Source organism: Halopseudomonas sp. (assembly GCF_041579695.1).
Lineage (GTDB): Bacteria > Pseudomonadota > Gammaproteobacteria > Pseudomonadales > Pseudomonadaceae > Halopseudomonas.
Genome location: NZ_JBFGFI010000002.1, coordinates 61,501 through 80,750, shown reverse-complemented (window position 1 = coordinate 80,750; position 19,250 = coordinate 61,501). Strand labels below are relative to the sequence as shown.

The 19,250-nt window shown below is 58.5% G+C and carries 18 protein-coding genes; 13 read left to right on the top strand and 5 right to left on the bottom strand.

Going from position 1 to position 19,250, the window contains the following annotated elements:
• Positions 1-147 precede the first annotated feature (147 nt).
• Complete coding sequence (locus tag ABYA88_RS01395) at positions 148-1,425, bottom strand: sensor histidine kinase (RefSeq protein ID WP_373184765.1); 1,278 nt, start codon at positions 1,423-1,425, stop codon at positions 148-150.
• Entirely contained in the window at positions 1,422-2,099 is a 678-nt protein-coding gene (locus ABYA88_RS01390) for a response regulator transcription factor (protein WP_373184806.1), read from the bottom strand. Before ABYA88_RS01390 ends, ABYA88_RS01395 begins: the two co-directional genes overlap by 4 nt.
• 269 nt (positions 2,100-2,368) lie before the next feature.
• Between ABYA88_RS01390 and ABYA88_RS01385 the strand changes: the two genes are divergently transcribed.
• Positions 2,369-2,746: a VOC family protein gene (locus ABYA88_RS01385; protein WP_373184763.1), complete on the top strand. Its 378-nt coding sequence runs from the start codon at positions 2,369-2,371 to the stop codon at positions 2,744-2,746.
• A gap of 52 nt (positions 2,747-2,798) precedes the next feature.
• Here ABYA88_RS01385 and ABYA88_RS01380 read toward each other — a convergent pair whose 3' ends face one another.
• From ABYA88_RS01380 to ABYA88_RS01370, 3 genes are all read right to left on the bottom strand, one after another.
• A complete protein-coding gene (locus tag ABYA88_RS01380) occupies positions 2,799-4,292 on the bottom strand; it encodes an ice-binding family protein (protein WP_373184761.1) in 1,494 nt (497 codons plus the stop codon).
• Between the two features lie 422 nt (positions 4,293-4,714).
• Positions 4,715-6,133, bottom strand: a complete 1,419-nt coding sequence (locus tag ABYA88_RS01375; RefSeq protein WP_373184760.1) for a hypothetical protein — start codon at positions 6,131-6,133, stop codon at positions 4,715-4,717.
• Between the two features lie 237 nt (positions 6,134-6,370).
• On the bottom strand, positions 6,371-7,555 hold the full coding sequence (locus tag ABYA88_RS01370) for a YncE family protein (protein WP_373184758.1): 1,185 nt from the start codon (positions 7,553-7,555) through the stop codon (positions 6,371-6,373).
• Positions 7,556-7,933: 378 nt separating this feature from the next.
• Here ABYA88_RS01370 and metG point away from each other — a divergent pair, with 378 nt between their 5' ends.
• The 12 genes from metG to ABYA88_RS01310 all read left to right on the top strand — a co-directional run bounded on the left by metG (position 7,934) and on the right by ABYA88_RS01310 (position 19,248).
• Positions 7,934-9,991, top strand: a complete 2,058-nt coding sequence (gene metG / locus ABYA88_RS01365; RefSeq protein WP_373184804.1) for a methionine--tRNA ligase — start codon at positions 7,934-7,936, stop codon at positions 9,989-9,991.
• A gap of 39 nt (positions 9,992-10,030) precedes the next feature.
• On the top strand, positions 10,031-10,615 hold the full coding sequence (gene rsxA / locus ABYA88_RS01360) for an electron transport complex subunit RsxA (RefSeq protein WP_373184756.1): 585 nt from the start codon (positions 10,031-10,033) through the stop codon (positions 10,613-10,615).
• Positions 10,616-10,617: 2 nt separating this feature from the next.
• Positions 10,618-11,196: an electron transport complex subunit RsxB gene (rsxB, locus tag ABYA88_RS01355; RefSeq protein WP_373184754.1), complete on the top strand. Its 579-nt coding sequence runs from the start codon at positions 10,618-10,620 to the stop codon at positions 11,194-11,196.
• Positions 11,196-13,358: an electron transport complex subunit RsxC gene (gene rsxC, locus ABYA88_RS01350; protein WP_373184752.1), complete on the top strand. Its 2,163-nt coding sequence runs from the start codon at positions 11,196-11,198 to the stop codon at positions 13,356-13,358. The genes rsxB and rsxC overlap by 1 nt, the downstream gene beginning before the upstream one ends.
• On the top strand, positions 13,358-14,425 hold the full coding sequence (gene rsxD / locus ABYA88_RS01345; RefSeq protein WP_373184750.1) for an electron transport complex subunit RsxD: 1,068 nt from the start codon (positions 13,358-13,360) through the stop codon (positions 14,423-14,425). Before rsxC ends, rsxD begins: the two co-directional genes overlap by 1 nt.
• Positions 14,426-14,427: 2 nt before the next feature.
• Positions 14,428-15,081 carry an electron transport complex subunit RsxG gene (gene rsxG, locus ABYA88_RS01340; RefSeq protein ID WP_373184748.1) on the top strand — a complete coding sequence of 218 codons (654 nt, stop codon included), beginning with the start codon at positions 14,428-14,430 and terminating at the stop codon, positions 15,079-15,081.
• Entirely contained in the window at positions 15,074-15,787 is a 714-nt protein-coding gene (locus ABYA88_RS01335; protein ID WP_373184746.1) for an electron transport complex subunit E, read from the top strand. The genes rsxG and ABYA88_RS01335 overlap by 8 nt, the downstream gene beginning before the upstream one ends.
• Positions 15,788-15,793: 6 nt before the next feature.
• Entirely contained in the window at positions 15,794-16,429 is a 636-nt protein-coding gene (gene nth / locus ABYA88_RS01330) for an endonuclease III (protein WP_373184744.1), read from the top strand.
• A 108-nt stretch (positions 16,430-16,537) separates the two neighbouring features.
• Positions 16,538-16,720: a PA3496 family putative envelope integrity protein gene (locus ABYA88_RS01325; RefSeq protein WP_373184742.1), complete on the top strand. Its 183-nt coding sequence runs from the start codon at positions 16,538-16,540 to the stop codon at positions 16,718-16,720.
• A gap of 168 nt (positions 16,721-16,888) precedes the next feature.
• Positions 16,889-17,107 carry a DUF2061 domain-containing protein gene (locus ABYA88_RS01320; RefSeq protein WP_373184740.1) on the top strand — a complete coding sequence of 73 codons (219 nt, stop codon included), beginning with the start codon at positions 16,889-16,891 and terminating at the stop codon, positions 17,105-17,107.
• A gap of 90 nt (positions 17,108-17,197) precedes the next feature.
• Positions 17,198-18,493 (top strand): serine/threonine protein kinase, encoded by a 1,296-nt coding sequence (locus tag ABYA88_RS01315; RefSeq protein ID WP_373184738.1) that lies wholly within the window; start codon positions 17,198-17,200, stop codon positions 18,491-18,493.
• Entirely contained in the window at positions 18,490-19,248 is a 759-nt protein-coding gene (locus ABYA88_RS01310) for a VacJ family lipoprotein (protein WP_373184736.1), read from the top strand. The genes ABYA88_RS01315 and ABYA88_RS01310 overlap by 4 nt, the downstream gene beginning before the upstream one ends.
• The last annotated feature ends 2 nt before the right edge of the window (positions 19,249-19,250 follow it).

Genomic DNA, 19,250 nt, shown 5'->3' with positions numbered 1-19,250 from the left:
CGTCATACCGCTTGCAGATGGCACCGCGACGCAACCAACGGCAACGAATGCGGTTTTTTGAAGGATGGTCAGCGTTGGCATGGTTCATGGTCGATCTCCTGGCGGTGGGGAATCATCCCCTTGGCCGATACAATGCCAAGCCGCACGTTAAGAGGGGGTTAACGTCTGCAAGAAGATTTCGACCTTTCGTCCCGATGCCACCGGTTCATTGATGTAGCGCCAGCCGAGCTTCTCGGTAAAGCGCTCGGTCAGCTTAAGCCCGAGACCGAAACCCCTTTCACTGGCCGCTTCCTCATCCTCGTTCAGGCTGTTGACGATAGTCACCTCTCCGCCGCGCTGGACGATACTCACCGTGCCGCTACGCGTGTGCTGAAAAGCATTGCGGATCAGATTGCCTAGCACGATCCGGGTGGGCGCATCCGGCAAGTGAAGTTCCGCAGGCTCCAGGTCCAGCGCCAGTTCAACCGGATGGCCCTGCAACAAATAGCGCAGGCCCTCTACCAGCTCGCGGATCAGCTCATCGACGCGCAGGTCCTTGCTTGGATGCGACGAGGCATCATCGCGGCCGAGCCATAGCAGAGTTTCGGTCACGTCCTTCATGGTCAGACTGGCGCGGTCGATGCGGTTGATGATCTCGATTTCCCGCGGATCGGCTGCCGCTCCACTCGCGGACTGGATCTTGCGCAACAATTCCAGGTTGGCGCGCACCACGCTAATGGGTGTGCGCAGCTCATGACTGGTATGGCTGAGAAAGACCTGCTCACGCTCAAGCCCCTGCTGGGCCGAGGTCAAACTGGCTCTGACCAGCTCGGCAAAATGGTTCAGCTCAGGGTAGACAAAATCCGGCACCGGCTCGCTCAGGTTGCGTTCAGTCAGGCCTGCGGCCCAGTTGCCCAGGGCAGTGATGGGCCGAGATACCCGCCGCCATAGCAAGCCGACGGCCAGGGCGATGAGAAAGGCGGTACCCAGGCCGATCAATGTCAGATTGATCAGCCGGTTCTGCGCCGGGGAGATCACCTGCCCCGCTCCACTGGGTAACGGTGCCAGTTGCTGAGTCACAAAGCGATCACCGGCGGGCGTTTCCTGGCGCACCGCGAAGTACAGCCTGGCCTGGGGTTCACCTTCATTGGCATATACCTTGTACAACACACCCGATTGCTGCGGGGCCTGGGCGAAAGCATCACGAATGATTGCCGGTTGCTGCTCCCAGGTCCGGGTGACGATGTATTCCTCCCTGGGCGCGGGAATGCCCAGCTCGAAGGCGACGGTCTGCATGCCGGCGCGGCCTAGCTGACCGGCAACGATATTATCCATACCGCTCATGTAGGAGTGCGCCGAAAGCAGCGTATAGCCGGTCACCAGACCGATACCCAGAGTCAGAATGGTCAACAGTGCCAGCCATTTCAAACCAAGCAGCCGCATCATGGCGCCGGCTCCCGGATTGCAAAGCCGTAGCCCGGGACGGTATGCAACAGATGCTGGTCAAAATCCCCGTCTATCGCTTTTCGCAGATGATGCATATGCACCTTCAGAGCATTGCTGTCGGGCACATCATCACCCCAGATCGCCTGTTCCAGCTTTTGCCTGGGTACCGCGGCGGGCGACGCGCGCAGCAGATGTTCCAGCACCTTCCAGCCGGTGGGAGAGATCTTCAGTGCGGCGCCCTTGCGGCTGGCCTCGTGGGCGCTGAGGTCAATGCGCAGGTCAGCACATTGCAGGATCCTTGCCTGGCCGCTGCGCCGGCGCGTCAACGCAACTACGCGCACCACCAGCTCCTGCAGCTCGAAGGGCTTAACCAGAAAATCGTCGGTGCCGGCCTGAAAGCCTGCCAGCTTGTCATTGAGCTGGTCGCGGGCTGTCAGCATGAGGATGGGAACGTCATTGCCGTCGGCACGCAGACGCTCGCACACACTGATACCGTCCAATCTCGGCAAATTCAGGTCCAGCAGCATCGCGTCGTAGGCATGGTCCTGGCTCAGCTGCAGGGCCGTCACACCGTTGTCGGCATGATCACAACGGATCCCTTCAAGCTCCAGGTACTGGATCACGGTCGCAGCCAGATCCCTATCATCTTCCACCAGCAGAATATCCAGCATTATGTCGCTTTCTCATCAAAGGCAACCGGCCAGGCCGGTTCGTGTTGGGGCAAGCATCGCGCTCGGAGTAGTGAATATCAAGCCCGGGAGTGTCAGCACAGCTAGGTTAACGCTCGGTTAAACATCAGAAAAGCTCGTGGGTGACTATCCCGGGGAGCAAGGGTCGCCGATGACTTCGGCCGTTACGATTTCAAGTTGACCGGGGCCGCATTTCGCTTAACTCTAGGCGTGCGAAAACGCATAACAAGAATCTGCCATTCAAAGGAAATAACATGTTCAGTCACGTCATGCTCGGCGCCAACGACATTCAGGCATCCAAAGCTTTCTACGACGCCATACTCGGCGTTGTTGGCTGCAAACCCGGCGTCATCGACGATAAGGGTCGCTGCTTTTACTTCACCAAGACCGGCACCTTCGCCCTCAGCAAGCCAATCGATGGGGAGCTGGCCTCCCACGGCAATGGCAGCACCATCGGCTTCGCCATGGAAAACCCCGAGCAGGCAGACGCCTGGCATGCTGCCGGCACCGCCAACGGTGGCACTGCCTGTGAGGATCCGCCGGGCGTGCGCGAAGGGGGCGGCATGAAAATGTACCTTGCCTATCTCCGCGACCCCTCCGGCAACAAGATCTGCGCGCTGCACCGTATGTAACTGCAATAAAAAAAGGACCCCGAGGGGTCCTTTTTTATTACTGCTGCCAGCTTCAGGGCTGAGTAGCAGTTACCGCATCCAGCGTTACCAGCGTCTGGGCAAGGGCGCGACCGTTAAAGGTAGCACCCGTCTCCATAACGATCTGGGTCTTGCTCAGCACAATACCGCTAAGCGTTGCGCCTGTGCGCAGCGTGGCCTGGCCGGCAACCTGCCAGAAGATGTTCTGTGCACGAGCACCACCGGAGAGCTGCACTGCAACATCGGAACCGAGTAGAAGATCCTGCGATATCTGCATGATCCACACATCGTTGGCGCCGCCGTCAAAGCTGAAGTCAGAGGAAGCGCTGACCTCGGTACCCCACTTGTACAAGCCGGGAGTGAAGGTCAGGCCGCCTATATTGCCTGCACCCACTTCAGTAGCTGTCGGATTGCTTCGGCCAGCGGCATTATTGAACGCCAGCTCCATATCGCTGATCGCGGTGGTCAGTTTGGTCGGAGTTGGCGAAGCCATATTAGCTGCGTAAATCTTACCCGTCACCAGGTCCGATTCCGAGAACTTGTTGGATGCATCCCGCGTCTGGCTGAAGCCTGTAATCGCAGCCTCATCGATAGGACTCACACCAATGTCGCCGGTTATTGCGGTAACACCTGTGGTAGTAATGCCTGTCTTGGACAGGATCACGAAGTTGCCTGCAGTACCCAACGGAACGGGATCTGGGCCCTGAGCAACTGCCGGCGAAACAGTCGTGGTAAATTCCACGCTCCGATCGGTTACCAGCGCGCTCAGCGCGTTGGCCGGATTGGCCAGGTCGGTTATCGCTGTTGTCAGAGTCGCAATGTAAACCGTATTCTCTTGCAGGTCCGCAGTAGGGTTGAACACCGCGGTGCTGCCGCTGTAGCTCACCAAGCCGTTGACTGCAGCGCCATTTTTCACCACCAATGTGAAGCTGTCCGCAGAAACAGTAGTGGGATCAACACTCTCGGAGAAAACCACGCTGATGTTCCGGTTTACCGGCACATCTACCGCGCCGTCCTGCGTGCTGAAAGTAACAGTGGGTGCGACCGTGTCAGCAGTGCTACCAGTGGTAAACTGCCAGTTCAGGTCTTCGCCCAGCGCCACACCGGCAGCATCCTCGACATCGGTAGTCAGAGTAGCTGTATACAGCGTGTCGTCCGTCAGACCGCTATCAGGTGTAAAGATGGCGGTGCGCGATGCAGCGTCGTAACTGACCACGCCGACAATTGCGGGACCACTGTCGCCCTGAAGCAAGAACGAGGTGCCATTGATCGAAGTACCGTCCATAGCCTGATTGAACGTGACAGCGAGCTTTTTATTGCTGTCGACAGTGGTGCTGTCACTGATGGGCCGCACGGCCTGAATCAGGCTTGAACCGGCGATCTGCACCAGCGGAGTCGTTGTCGGAGAAGCATCATCTGCATTGGAGCTGCTGCCACCGCCGCCGCCCAGGCAACCGGCAAGGGATAACCCCGAGAGCACCAGCGCGCTGACCGCCATTAGCTTGGCGATAGAAAGAGATTTTTTCATGATGATTACCTATGATCGAATGCTAACCGCGTGGAGCAATGCTGGCCGCTTTCGGTAAGAAGGAAACTCGAATCTGAAACAGACGCGCTTTATCTCTGATTGTTATCAGTAGAAGTCCGGGTTGGGGGGGTTGGCGTCGGGATGGGAGTTGGCGCAAAATATTCGCGTACAACCTACTTATACGTGGTATCCGTTGAAATAGCTGAGTTATTTTGATCAGCCTCGGCCGAGTCTCTATCCAACCCCCGCCATACCCTCGCCCTGCCTAATCTGATGTCATTCTCCCCCACAAAGGCAACGGCGGCTTGATGGTCGCGGCGAAGCACGCGCCGGAGCTGACCCGGAGCAGCCATGAAAGGCTGCTGGCTTTACCATGGAAAACTATGTTTATGCGTTCACAGTGCGAAACACTGATGTTCCAGTCACTCCGTGAGGGGTTGTGAGAGGATCCACAGACTCAGCACAGTCAACCCAACCATGGCGATTGTCATCGGGACCTGCGAGAGCACAGCGCGACGCGTATCTTCAAACAGCTGGAGTGCGCGCCGATGAGCGACCAGGACTGACAGCGCGTGCCCTGCAATCAATGCCGTGAAGGCTATCCACCAGATGTGTCTGGCCCCAATGATGCTGATGTTGATGGACCAGTTCCGCGTACCGATCAAGTCCCACCCCAGGCCAAACGGGTCGGACGCCGCGGGGAAGATCAGCTGGCCGGCGATCAGTAGGTACGAGACATAGTGCGCAAGGTGGTAGGCGACCGCTATAGGCAGAAGCGTTCCGGCGAAGGCGCGCGCGAGCTGACCAATAGGGAGCGTACCGCCGACCAGAGCCCCCATCAGAATCATCAACAGCCAGTAGGCGCCGTAGAAGGCGGCAATGGTGATCAAGAGGCCAATAGTGCGAATCACCTGAATCAAATCCGCACCCTGTCCACGCAGCCATAGCAGCGGCGAGCGCAGGAATGGTGAGTTACTCACGAAATCCAGAACTTCGGTCCAGACCGCGGTTTCCGACAAACCGTCGAATAGCACAATCCCGATGAGCCCTATGACCAGAGCCACTTCACCGCGGATGGGCTCTGCCTTGTTCAGCAGGCCCTCGCCTGGCGGGCGCACCCGCAAGGTCGTGGCGCTGGTCACCGACAGCGGCGCAACCCGGCCAAGCACCGCGAAAATCCGGCTCAGGGGGTCTGCCACACGGAACCACTGTTCTCCAAAGGCGAGCCCGCCAAAGAGAGCGATCAGGAGATAGGCGGTCAGCAGCAGACCCACCATTTGCGGATCTTCCGACCAGTCCGATGTCAGCTCAATCCATGCGATCGCCAGAAGCCCAGCCGGCGCCATCAGGCCGGCAGCCGACGGCAGGTTGGCTGCACTGCCATGCCATGGCCGACCGGTCGCCCATACCGAAAATGCCGCCAGTCTGCGGAATGGATCGATCTGCGGCCAGAGGCAGATCACCAGGGCCGAGAACAACACGAAACCCACCCAACAGATCACCCAGACCCAGACGGTCGTGAAGTTGTGCATGGCCTCCTGCGGTCCGAAGAACGCAGAACCGAGCAGAACTGCCAGTACAATCAGGCCAACAATGCTCAGCGCCGTAGAAAACGCGTGACCGGCTTTGGCGGGCAGCGGTATGTCCACATGCAGAGGGCGCGCCCACCCGGTGCGAAGAAAGAGCAGTGCAATGACAAACGACGCGGCCACCGCCACCCCCGCTGCAGTAAGGTACAGACTGAGCGGCAATGGCAGGTCGTAGCGGGCGCCGAAAGCATGAGCCTGGACTTGCGGAGTCGCCAGAACCGTCGTCGCTAACGCACCCTGCCAACGCGTCACGCGGGCCTAGCCCCAAGGTTGGCGAGCGGGCTGTAGGTGCACCCCAGAGGGCCTTGCACTCCGTGTGTCTCGACTGGAGTGCGGCCTGCATGGATGTCCATACCCTGAGCCCAGCCAAACCCGAGCGTTGCGCGAAGCAAGAGTGCGGCTGTTATTGCTACGCCCCACCCATTCAGATGCATCATCACCTCCGGAATGTTTGCCGCGACGCCGTCGATCCCGCGCCGCGGCATGCGCCTAGTGTCCGGCCAGGTGGTTCCACTCCGGCAAGAGCGTGAGCGAGTTCGGGTTGAATCCGGCATTCTTGAGAGTGTCCATCGAGGCAACTACCTCCCCTCTCTGAAGATCCACCACCGAGACTGAACCATCACTCATGTCCGGCAGATTGATAAACGAGTTCTGGACGAATCCGTACCTGAAGTCCGGCGTGAATCCGACGTGGTGTGCACCGTCGGCCGTAACGATCTGTTTCAATAGCTTCGGCTTAGTCGGGCCTTTCGAGATGTCGAAGATATGCAGGTGACCGGGCTTCATCGCCGTCGTCACGTACATGCGGTTGGGGTTCTTGTCGTCGTTGAAGTAAATCTCAAGCGGCACGGTGGCGCCATGCTCGGCGAAGTTGAAGATCGTCTCGCGACCGAACTCCTGAGAGTCCGGATTCCAGATCAGCGCTTCGAGCGTATGTCCGAACATGTTGGTAACGATCGCTGTCGCAGGCTCGACCCCGGGCACGAAGAACACCTCGACAGGCGCGACCTTGGACGGCGACTCGGCATCCGCCATCTTGATCTTGCCAATCGGCTCGAGGTCAGATGCACGCACCACCGAGATGAACTCATCCGGGCTGCTCAGATCCGGCGTTATGGTCGAGGTGACCAGTATGCGATCGATCGCAGTGTTAACGGCAAGGCCGTGAGGGTAAGTGCCCGGCAAATCAATCTCGCCGACCACTTCGTCGCTCGCGACGTCGCCAACGATCACCTTGCCGGAGCCCATACAGGTCAGATACCAGCGTTCGTTCGCTTCGTCGAGAATCACGTCCTCGGCCACCTTGCACGACGGCGTTTCAAGCGTGGAGAGGCGGTAGGGATTTTTCGTAAGATCAAGAACCTGAAGCGCCGGCTGTTGCAGGCCGGTGATGTAGGCCTTGCTCATCGTTCGGTCATAGAAGATGTGGTGCCCGACTGTTGTAGAGTCAATCGGAATATCAGAAAGAATCTTTCCGAAATTCGGACTCTCCGGGTCGACGTCGATTATAGCCAGACCCTCGCGTCGAGCTGTTTCGCCAGATAACTTGAGGCTCTTGAGCTGGTCCGCAGGCTTACTCTCGTAGTTCATGATGGCCAGTATTTCTGCGGTCACTGGGGCGGTGGGCACCAAAACTGCCAGGACCGCCAAAGTCCAGGGGATTGCGGTTTTCATGGGATGCCCTCCTCAGTGGGGCACGACCAACCTGAGACAACCCCAGGCAGTCTCGTAGAAATGTATAGCTCCTGTTGGACCAGAGAGCAATGCGTCTGGTCGGCAACCTGCCAAAACGAGTAGAAGATCCTGCGAAATCTGACCGCACCATCTTCAATATCCGGCGTCTTCAATATCGTTAGTCGGGTAGCGGTATATAGCGTCTCAGGAGACCACACCAATAACTGCCGTTGATCGAGCCAGTATCCATGTCCTGGTTGTTGAATATACCAACCAGAGCGCTCATGGGCTCATCCCAACAGCTGCCATACCCCCGCCCGCCCTACTCTGCTATCATTCTTCCCCTTCTCGCCCGTCATCTACAGAAGCTGAATGTCCATGCCAAGCCCCACGACACCTCGCCAGATTCTCGTCACCAGTGCCCTGCCCTATGCCAATGGCTCGATCCATCTGGGGCACATGCTTGAGTACATCCAGACTGACATCTGGGTGCGCTTTCAGAAGCTGCGTGGTAATCGGTGCATCTACGTGTGTGCAGACGATGCACATGGCTCGGCGATCATGTTACGGGCAGAGAAGGAAGGGATTACTTCCGAGCAGCTGATCAACAACGTAAAAGCAGAGCATACTGCCGATTTCGCCGATTTTCTCGTCGGCTTTGACAACTATCATTCGACTCACTCAGATGAGAACAAGTACTTCTCCGAACTGATCTATGAGCGCCTGAAAGAAGCAGGCCACATCAGTACACGGTCAGTGACCCAGTACTTCGACCCCGAGAAGGAAATGTTTCTCGCCGATCGCTTCATCAAGGGCACCTGCCCCAAGTGTGCCGCACAGGATCAGTACGGTGACAATTGCGAGAAGTGCGGCGCGACTTACGAGCCGACCGAGCTAAAGGACCCACGCTCGGCCATTTCTGGCGCCACGCCGGTACTGAAGGATTCGAAGCACTTCTTCTTCCGACTGCAGGACTTCAGCGACATGCTCAAGGAGTGGACCCGCAGCGGCACTCTCCAGGACGCGGTTGCAAACAAGATTGCCGAGTGGTTGGACTCCGGTCTGCATGAATGGGACATCAGCCGCGATGCGCCCTACTTTGGCTTCGAGATTCCCGGCGAGCCCGGCAAGTACTTTTATGTATGGTTGGATGCGCCGATCGGTTATATGGCCAGCTTCAAGAATCTATGTGATCGCCGCCCCGAATTGAGCTTCGATGCGTTCTGGGCCGCCGATTCCGAAGCGGAGCTATATCACTTCATCGGCAAGGACATCATCAACTTCCACACGCTGTTCTGGCCGGCCATGCTCGAGGGCGCGGGTTTCCGCAAGCCGACGGCAGTGAATGTGCATGGTTACCTGACGGTGAACGGACAGAAAATGTCCAAGTCCCGCGGCACTTTCATCAAGGCGCGCACCTATCTGGATCATCTGTCACCCGAGTATCTGCGCTACTACTACGCGGCCAAGCTGAGCCGTGGCGTGGAAGACATGGACCTGAGCCTGGATGACTTTGTGCAAAAGGTGAATTCGGATCTGGTCGGCAAGGTTGTGAATATTGCCAGCCGCTGTGCGGGCTTCATCCACAAGGGCAACGACGGCGTGATGGTAGCGGCGAATCCGGCGCCGGAGCTGACCGACGCCTTTGCCGCGGCAGCTCCGAGCATTGCGGATGCCTATGAGAAGCGCGATTTCTCCAAGGCGATGCGTGAGATCATGGGCCTGGCTGATCGGGCGAACGCCTGGATTGCCGACAAGGCGCCCTGGTCGCTGAACAAAGTGGAAGGCAAGCAGGACGAGGTCCAGGCTATTTGTTCACTTGGCATCAACCTGTTCCGCCAACTGGTGATCTTTCTCAAGCCAGTGCTGCCCAAACTGGCCGCGGATGCCGAGGCGTTCCTGAACGTGCCCGAGCTGACCTGGAGCAGCCATGAAACGCTGCTCGCTGACCACCAGCTCAATGCGTTCCGTCCGCTGTTGACGCGGATCGAGCCGGCCAGGATCGACGCAATGATCGAGGCATCCAGGGAAGATCTGGAAGCCGCTGCCACCGAGAATGCGCCTGCTACCGCGGGCAATGGTGAGCTGAAGAAGGATCCGATTGCCGACGAGATCGACTTCAATACCTTTGCCGCAGTGGATCTGCGCGTGGCGCTGATCGAGAAAGCGGAGTTCGTCGATGGCGCAGACAAGCTGCTGCGTCTGACCCTGGATATTGGCGATGCCAAACGCAATGTGTTCTCCGGGATCAAGAGCGCTTATCCTGATCCAGGCAAGCTCGAAGGCAAGCTCACGCTCTACGTTGCCAACCTGGCTGCACGCAAGATGAAATTCGGCATTTCCGAGGGCATGGTGCTGGCTGCCGGTCCCGGAGGCGAAGAGATCTACCTGCTGAGCCCCGATGCCGGCGCGAAGCCTGGGCAGCGGGTAAAATAGGACCCGCGTTTTCCAGCGATATCACTACGGTTAGGTAACATGACAGAATTTGCCCTGATCCTGGTCAGTACCATACTGGTCAACAATTTCGTACTCGTGCAGTTTCTCGGGCTCTGCCCCTTCATGGGCGTGTCCGGCAAGCTGGAAACCGCCATCGGCATGTCGATGGCAACGACGTTCGTGCTGACGCTGGCGTCGATCCTCAGCTACCTGACTTTCCAGTACATTCTGGTACCCTTCGAGCTGGAATTCCTGCGTACTATCTCGTTCATTCTGGTTATCGCCGTGGTGGTGCAGTTCACCGAAATGGTGGTGCACAAGACCAGTCCGCTGCTGTACCGCGTTCTGGGTATCTTTCTGCCGCTGATCACCACCAACTGCGCGGTACTCGGCGTGGCCTTGCTGAACACCAACCGTGCCGAGCAGACTTTCATGCAGTCCGCCGTATATGGCCTGGGGGCCGCACTGGGTTTCTCGATGATCCTGATTCTGTTTGCCGGACTGCGTGAACGCATCGCCATCGCCGATGTGCCCGTCCCTTTCCGGGGCGCGGCTATCGGCATGATCACTGCCGGACTGATGTCGCTGGCATTCATGGGGTTCACCGGCTTGATAAGGTTGTAGCCATGTCTGTCGTCATCACTGCAATCATTGTTCTGCTGGTTCTGGCACTGGTCTTCGGCGCCATCCTCGGCTATGCGGCGATCCGCTTTCGTGTCGAGGGCGACCCGATCGTCGACCAGATCAACGCGCTTCTACCCCAGACCCAGTGTGGCCAATGCGGTCACCCCGGCTGCAAACCTTACGCTGAAGGCATTGCCAATGGCGGCGAGCCGATCAACAAATGTCCGCCGGGTGGCGAATCCACGATTCAGGCCTTGGCCGACCTGCTTGATGTGGAAGTACTGCCTCTGGATGCCGAACATGGCGAAGAAAAACCGCGCACCGTCGCCTATATTCGCGAGGCCGAGTGCATTGGCTGCACCAAATGCATCCAGGCCTGCCCGGTGGACGCGATACTGGGTGCAGCGAAGCAGATGCATACGGTAATTATCGATGAATGCACCGGCTGCGACCTGTGCGTGGAGCCCTGCCCCGTCGACTGTATCGACATGGTACCGCTGCCCACTACGCCGCAAAACTGGAAATGGGACTATCCCCTGCCACCGCAAGGCGTGATCGCCACCGACCGGGGAGCCCTGTAATGCAAGAGCCGATTCGCATCTGGGATATTCACGGCGGCATACATCCCGAGGAAAACAAGCATCAGTCGGTGCAGCACGGCCTGGAGACTCCACCGTTACCCAAACGCCTGATTCTGCCACTGCTCCAACATATCGGCGCGCGCGCCGAGCCCATAGTGGCTGTGGGCGACTCTGTGCTTAAGGGCCAGATGATCGCCGAGGCCAGCGGCATGGTCAGCTGCCCGCTGCACGCGCCTACCTCTGGAACCGTCACCGCAATCGGCCCGGCGCCCTTTCCCCATGCCTCCGGACTGGAAGAATGGGCGATCACGCTGGAAAGTGATGGACGCGACGAGTGGACCGCTCTGGACCCTATAGCCGACTACCGGCGACTGGAGGCCGCACCGCTGCTCGAGATCATCCGTATGGCCGGTATCAGCGGCCTGGGTGGTGCAGGTTTTCCCACCTCGGTGAAGCTCAAGGCCCGACCGGAGCAAAAGATACATACGCTGATCATCAATGGTACCGAGTGCGAGCCCTATATAACGGCTGACGATACCGCCATGCGCTACAGGGCAGCTGAGGTAGTGGCGGGCGTCGAGATCCTGACGCACATTCTCAAGCCCGAAGAAGTACTGATCGGTATCGAGGACAACAAGCCGGAGGCCATCGAAGCCATGCGCGCCGCAGTCGGCGACAAACCGATGCATGTGGTGGGCTTTCCGACCAAATATCCTTCTGGTGGCGAGAAGCAACTGATCCAGATACTTACCGGCAAGGAGGTGCCCAGTGGTGGCCTGCCGGCGGATATCGGCATGGTCTGCCAAAACATTGGCACTATGATCGCCATCCATGACGCGGTCATCCTCGGACAGCCCTTGATCAGCCGCGTGACTACCTTGACCGGCGAGGCATTGAGCCACCCGACCAACGTAATGGCGCTGATCGGCACGCCGATACGCGACCTGCTTGATTTTGCCGGACTGCAGCCCGACCGTCTTTACCGTCTGGTGATGGGCGGGCCAATGATGGGTTTCACCCTGCAGAGCCTTGACGCGCCAGTAATCAAAACCAGCAACTGCCTGCTGGCGGGCACTATTGAGGAGCTTCCGCCGCCGCCCGCCGCGCAGCCCTGTATCCGCTGCGGCCTGTGTTCGGAGGCGTGCCCGGCCATGCTGTTGCCCCAGCAGCTGCACTGGTTCTCCATGGGCAAGGACTACGATCAGCTCAAGCGGCTGAATCTGTTCGACTGCATCGAATGCGGCGCGTGCTCTTATGTCTGCCCCAGCAGTATTCCGCTGGTGCAGTACTATCGCGCCTCCAAAGCCGAGATACGTGCTCTGGAATTGCAACAACACAAGGCAGACCACTCCAAGCAACGCTTCGAGCACCGATTGCAGCGTCTGGAACGCGAAGCCGAGCAGAAGGAGCTCGAGCGCCAGGCTCGCGCCGAAAAGGCTGCACGCATGAAGGCTGCCAAGGAGCAGCAGGCAGTCAGCGCCGCGAGCGTCTCCGGCGACGAACAGCCCGATGTGGCCCGCGTGGAAGCACACAAACCGGCCAGCCTGACGGCCGAGCAAAAACAACTGAAGATCGCCGCAGCCACTGCCCAGATGGCACTCAAGAAAGCCCGCAAGCAGCTGGCCAGCAATCCCGACAGCGAAGAACTCAAGGCGCAGATACCCGAACTGGAACAGGCCTGTGAAGCCACCCAGCGCGCCTATGACCAGGCGCTGGGCGACACTTCGGTCAAGAACACGCCGCCGCCCAACGCGGCCGCTGATGACGAAACCAAGCGCCTGAAGATCGAAGCGGCCATGATCCGTGCGTCGTTGAAGAAAGCCGAGCGCGCCGCAGGCGATGCGCCCACCGAGGAGCAGGAAAAGGAAATCTACGCCCTACGTGAGCAAGTCGCAGCAGCCGAAGCGCGGTTGCCCAAGGATGAAGCGCCGAGGAAGCCGGTCGCCGGGACTCCGGTCGCCGGGAAGCCGGTCGACGAGACAACGCGACAGCTCAAGACCGATATGGCTATGGCCAAGGCGGCCTTCAAGAAAGCCGAACGCGCCCTGGAAGACGATCCGGGCAACACACAGCTTGAAGACCAACTGGCTGCTGCCAAGAAAGCACTGGATGCCGCTGCCAAGGCGTTCGCCGATCACATGGCCAGCAAGGAGACCGACTGATGGCTCTGGTGCGCATGACCTCGCCCCATACCAAGGGTAACAACCGTACCCAGACGATCATGCTCTGGGTGCTGGGTGCGACGCTGCCCGGCGTGCTGGTGATGACCTGGTCTTTCGGCTGGGGCACGCTGATCAACATCATGCTGGCCACCGCGTTCGCCCTGGGCACCGAAGCGCTGATCCTCTGGCTGCGCAAACGCCCGATCAATTTCTTCCTCAGTGACGGCAGCGCGCTGGTCACCGCCTGGCTGCTGGCGCTTGCGTTGCCGCCGATGTCGCCCTGGTGGCTGGTGCTGATCGCCAGCAGCTTCGCGATCGTGTTCGGCAAGCAGCTATACGGCGGCCTCGGGCAGAACCCGTTCAATCCGGCCATGCTCGGCTATGCCGTAGTGCTGATCTCATTTCCGGTAGAGATGACCACCTGGCCAGTCTGGCGCGGCGCGAGCGAAGCGCTACCGGATGTGCAAGCTACCCTGGGCCTGCTCGAGTCCCTGCAGCGCGTATTTTCGATCGGTACCCAGGCCGTAGACGGCTGGACTGCCGCCACACCGCTGGACATCCTGAAAAACAACGATAGCCTGACGATGCTCGAACTCCAGCAGCAGCGGCCCGTTTTTGGCGCGTTCGGCGGCAATGTGTGGGAATGGGTCAACCTGGCGTTCCTCGCCGGCGGCCTATTCCTGATCTACAAGAAAATCTTCACCTGGCACGCACCGGTGGGCATGCTTGGCGCGTTGTTCGTGATGAGCCTGCTGTTCTGGGGCGGCTCCGGATCGGGCTCCAATGGCTCACCGATGTTCCATCTGTTCAGCGGCGCAACAATGCTCGGGGCCTTCTTCATCGTCACCGATCCGGTCTCCGGCGCGACCAGCAAACAGGGACGCCTGGTATTTGGTATCGGGGTTGGCGTGCTGGTATATACCATCCGCGCCTGGGGCGGCTACCCTGACGCCGTGGCCTTCGCCGTGCTGCTGATGAACCTGGCCGCGCCGACCATCGACTACTACACCACTCCGCGGACCTACGGCCATCGCAAGGCAGATCGCGGCATGGGCAAGGTGGACTGATCATGCAGAATCCGCTTACCACCGGCAGCTCGGTCTTTCGCAACAGCATCATACTGGGCGTGTTTGCGATGTTTACAGTGGGCCTGATTGCCGTTACCCAGCAGGGCACTGCCGAGCGCATCGCCGAGGAGAAACGCCGCGTGCAGATGAGCGCGCTGACGCAAATCCTGCCCGAAGACCAACACGACAATGAGCTGCTCAACGATACGTTCACGGTCAACGATCGCGACCTTCTCAACCTGCCAGGTCCCGCGGAGGCCTACCGCGGGCGGGAAGACGGCGAGGTCGTGGCCGTGATTCTGCCGGTGGTCGCGCCCGATGGCTACAGTGGCCGGATCGATCTTCTTGTCGGCATCCATGCCGATGGCGGGGTGGCTGGTGTACGGGTAACCAGTCACCGGGAAACCCCCGGTCTGGGTGACAAGATCGAACTGGCCAAGAGCGACTGGATCCTCGAATTCAACGGCAAAAGCCTGAGCATGCCCGAACCCGAGAACTGGGCTGTACGCAAGGATGGCGGCGCATTCGACCAGTTCGTCGGCGCGACCATTACACCCAGAGCGGTGGTACAGGCGGTCTATCGCGCGCTACAGTATTTTGAAGAGAACCGCGCCATGCTGCTGGAACTACCGCAAGAGGAGCCTGCCAATGGCTAGCACCAAACTCTCCGAAATCACCGCCCAGGGGCTCTGGCATAACAATCCCGGTCTGGTGCAGTTGCTCGGCCTCTGCCCGCTATTAGGCGTGAGCAGTACAGCGGTAAACGGCCTGGGCCTGGGTATCGCGACAATTTTGGTTCTGGTCGGCTCGAACCTCGCAGTCTCGGTGATCCGTAGCGCGGTAACCGACGCGGTACGCCTGCCCGCATTCGTGATGATCATCGCCGCGCTGACCACCTGTATCGAATTACTGATGCAGGCCTATACCTATGAGCTGTTCCTGATTCTGGGCATCTTCATTCCGTTGATTGTGACCAATTGCGCGATTCTGGGCCGAGCAGACGCCTACGCCTCCAAGCATCCGATACTGCCGTCGGTGGTGGATGGCTTCATGATGGGGCTGGGCTTTGCCCTGGTATTGGTTGTACTCGGCATGCTCCGCGAACTGGTGGGCTATGGCACCCTGTTTGCCGGCATGGATCTGCTGCTCGGCCCCATTGCCGAGGACTGGCGCATTGTGGTGTTTCCCAATTACAAGGATGTGCTCTTCGTGATCCTGCCACCCGGCGCATTTCTGTTCATGGGCCTGCTGATCGCGCTGAAGAACGTGATCGACGACATCGTCAAGGAACGGGCCGCTGCGAAAGCCGCAAAACCGGCGGCAGGCGGCAAACGTGTGCGCGTGACCGGCGCGGTGAACTGACCGCCAATGAACAAGCACAAACGTCTCGAAATCTTCCAGCGCCTGCGCGAGGACAATCCGACACCGACGACCGAACTCAACTACAGCAGCCCCTTCGAGCTGCTGATCGCGGTCATCCTGTCGGCCCAGGCTACCGATGTGGGAGTCAACAAGGCCACCGCCAAGCTTTTTCCGGTCGCCAATACGCCTGAGGCGATCTATAACCTCGGCGTTGCCGGTCTGTCCGAATACATCAAGACCATTGGTCTTTACAACAGCAAGGCACGCAACGTGATCGAAACCTGCCGCCTGCTGATGGAGAACCACCACAGCCAGGTCCCCGACAACCGGGAGGATCTCGAAGCCCTTCCCGGCGTCGGCCGCAAGACCGCCAACGTCGTGCTCAATACTGCATTCGGTCATTCTGCAATGGCGGTCGATACCCACATCTTCCGGGTCAGTAATCGCACCGGAATCGCCAAGGGAAAAACCGTGCGAGAGGTCGAAGACAAGCTGATGAAGCACGTACCGAAGGATTTTCTGGTCGATGCGCATCACTGGCTTATCCTTCACGGACGCTATGTGTGCAAGGCGAGAACCCCGCAATGCGGCAGCTGCCGGATAGAAGACCTGTGTGAATATCCGCACAAGACCTCTGACTAGCGCAAACTTCGCTCTCAAGCTGCAGGATGATTGAAAAAATCTATTTCCGCTAAACTCAATCTGCCGTTATAAGGTGCGCAAATGGCATCGTCACTGTGGAGTTGAGTCATGGCCAAAGCAAAAACCGAGATAGAACTGGAAGACGATGATTTCGTCGAAGAGGACGATACTCCCGATACCGATTCGGCGAGCAACTCCAAGACCAACCTGACCAAGCGCCGCCTCATTGACAATTATCTCGAAGAACGACGCCTGCAGAAGCAGTTGCTGGACTTCGATTTCGAAGACTGACACCTGCCACCCCGTGCTCCGATTTTCGCGGCGTCTGCGCAGCGCCGCAATTATCGATTGATTCAGCCAATGGGCGCTATCAGTTAAATCTGTTTTGACTCACACATGATTGCATCTACTCTCAAGCCAGTCGGGAATGATTCCCATTAACGGGCTTCGGAGAACATCATGATCAAGACAACCACCTTCGCGATAATGCACTTCACGATCGCTTTTGCTGTCGTCTATGCCATGACCGGCAGTCTGTTGCTGGGTGGCGCAGTGGCATTGGTCGAGCCAGCGGTGAATACCGTAGCTTTCCACTTTCACGAAAAGATCTGGAAACGCATCGAGCGTCGCGGCGGGGCCAATATGCCCGCCCGCTTTCGCCCGATGATTCGCGCCTGAATTACACGAAAGCCTGCAATTTTAAAGGCGCTTGGAAACTAATTCGAGTATTTTGGGGAACTAGCTGTGAACTCGCAATGGAATCGCTAAATGCCCAGAATTATCCTGTCCCTGCTCTTCAGCGCTGTTGCCCTCATGGCCCCAGCGATCAATGCCGACGATTTCAGCTATCCCGACATCAACGCGTTCCTCTCCACGATAGGCGGCACGCCGGAAGAATTGCGCGCTCCGGTACCCGCTGAGCCGAACATTCAACAGGAAGACATGCGCGTGCGCGTGCTGCCGGATCGCGCATTACCTCCTGCGTTCGAGTTCTATAGCAAGATGGGCTTCGGTGTTGCCTGGCATGACAAGCCGGCACCCCTGGTTTTTTTGCTTGCAGGTAGCGGATCGGGCTACGACAGCGCACGTCTGGACTATCTTAAGGCGCTGTACTGGCAGGCCGGCATGCACGTAATCGTGATGTCCTCGCCGACCAATTTCGATTTCATCGCAGCGGCCTCCACCAGCGGATTGCCCGGGCTGGGACAACGGGACGCGCGTGACCTGCATACCGCAATGTCGGTGGCACTGGAGCACGCACGCAACGAAACCGGACTGGAAGCCACCGAGTTCCGCCTGGTGGGCTTCAGTCTGGGCGCAATGAACGCAGCCTTCGTCAGTGAACTGGATGAACACCTCGGCCAGTTCAATTTTACCCGTGTACTGATGCTCAACCCGCCAGTCAATCTGTATGAATCGATCAAGCGTCTGGACAAGCTGTCACATACCCTTGTGCCTGGCGTCGACAGCACTGAAAGTTTCTATGAGCATATATTCGACAAGCTTTCTCGCTACTTCGCAACAAGAGGCGATACGGATATCGAGAGTACGCTGTTCGAGGGGATACAGACCTCCGAAGAGGCGCTGTCCGATGCCGAAATGGCCATGCTGGTTGGTGCGGTATTTCGCTTTGCTGCGGCAGACCTGAATTTCATGGCGGATCTGATCAATAACAAGGGGCGCTATGCACCGACTGATCAGACCATTACCGTCGGCACCTCGCTCACGCCTTACCTACGCCGGGCGTTGTTCTGCGATTTTGGCTGTTACGTGCGTAACCAGCTGTGGCCAGACTGGCAAAGCCGGCATGCGGGGAAAACCATCGAGGATATGGCATACGTCACGAGTCTGCAGAGTATCGAAGAACATATCACCAACAACCCACGCATGGCCGTGCTGACCAATGCCGATGACTTCATCCTCACCCGTGAAGACTACCAGTACCTTGCCGATACCTTTGGCGATCGTGCATTTCTCTACCCACGGGGCGGCCACGGCGGCAATCTGCAGCACCAGGAAGTAACCGCACGCATGCTGAGTTTTCTGGAAGGAGCCAAACCATGAGCCGGATATCGATCACCCTTGCAGCCCTGTTGTTCGCAGGTGGCCTGCAGGCTCAGAACGCCATTCCAGAATATACCGACCCGCTTGAAGGCATCGAGACCAGGGAGGGCGCGGGTTATCAGTTCGAACGCTCGAGCCTGCGCGCGCTGAACGTTCAGGATCCGATAGAACCTATCAACCGCCGTATCTATCGTTTCAATGCACGCTTTGACGACCTGATCTATCTGCCTGTGGTCAATGCCTATGAATGGGCCACGCCGAAATTCGTACGAACTGGCGTTTCCAATGTTTTCAATAACCTGGCAGACATTCCCAATCTGGGTAATAGCATTTTGCAAGGCAAGGCTGACAAGGGCATGCGCACCACCGCGCGGCTGCTGCTGAATACCACGCTCGGGGTGGTGGGTCTGTTCGATGTGGCCAAAAAGATGGGACTGCCGCAGCAAAGAGAGGACTTCGGGCAGACGCTGGGGTTCTATCGCGTCCCGCCGGGGCCCTATCTGGTGCTGCCGTTCCTCGGGCCCTCCTCCCTGCGCGACGCTACCGGCCAGGCAGTGGACTGGACATTCGAAGATTACGTGGAGTTTCTCGATAACCGCGAAATCAAGAACAACAACCCGTCACTCTGGGCACTACAGGCGGTGGATATGCGCTATCAGAACGAGTTTCGTTACGGCGCGCTGGACAGCCCCTTCGAATACGATCAGGTGCGTTATCTGTATACCAAGCTGCGCGAGTTGCAGATCAGCCAATAGGA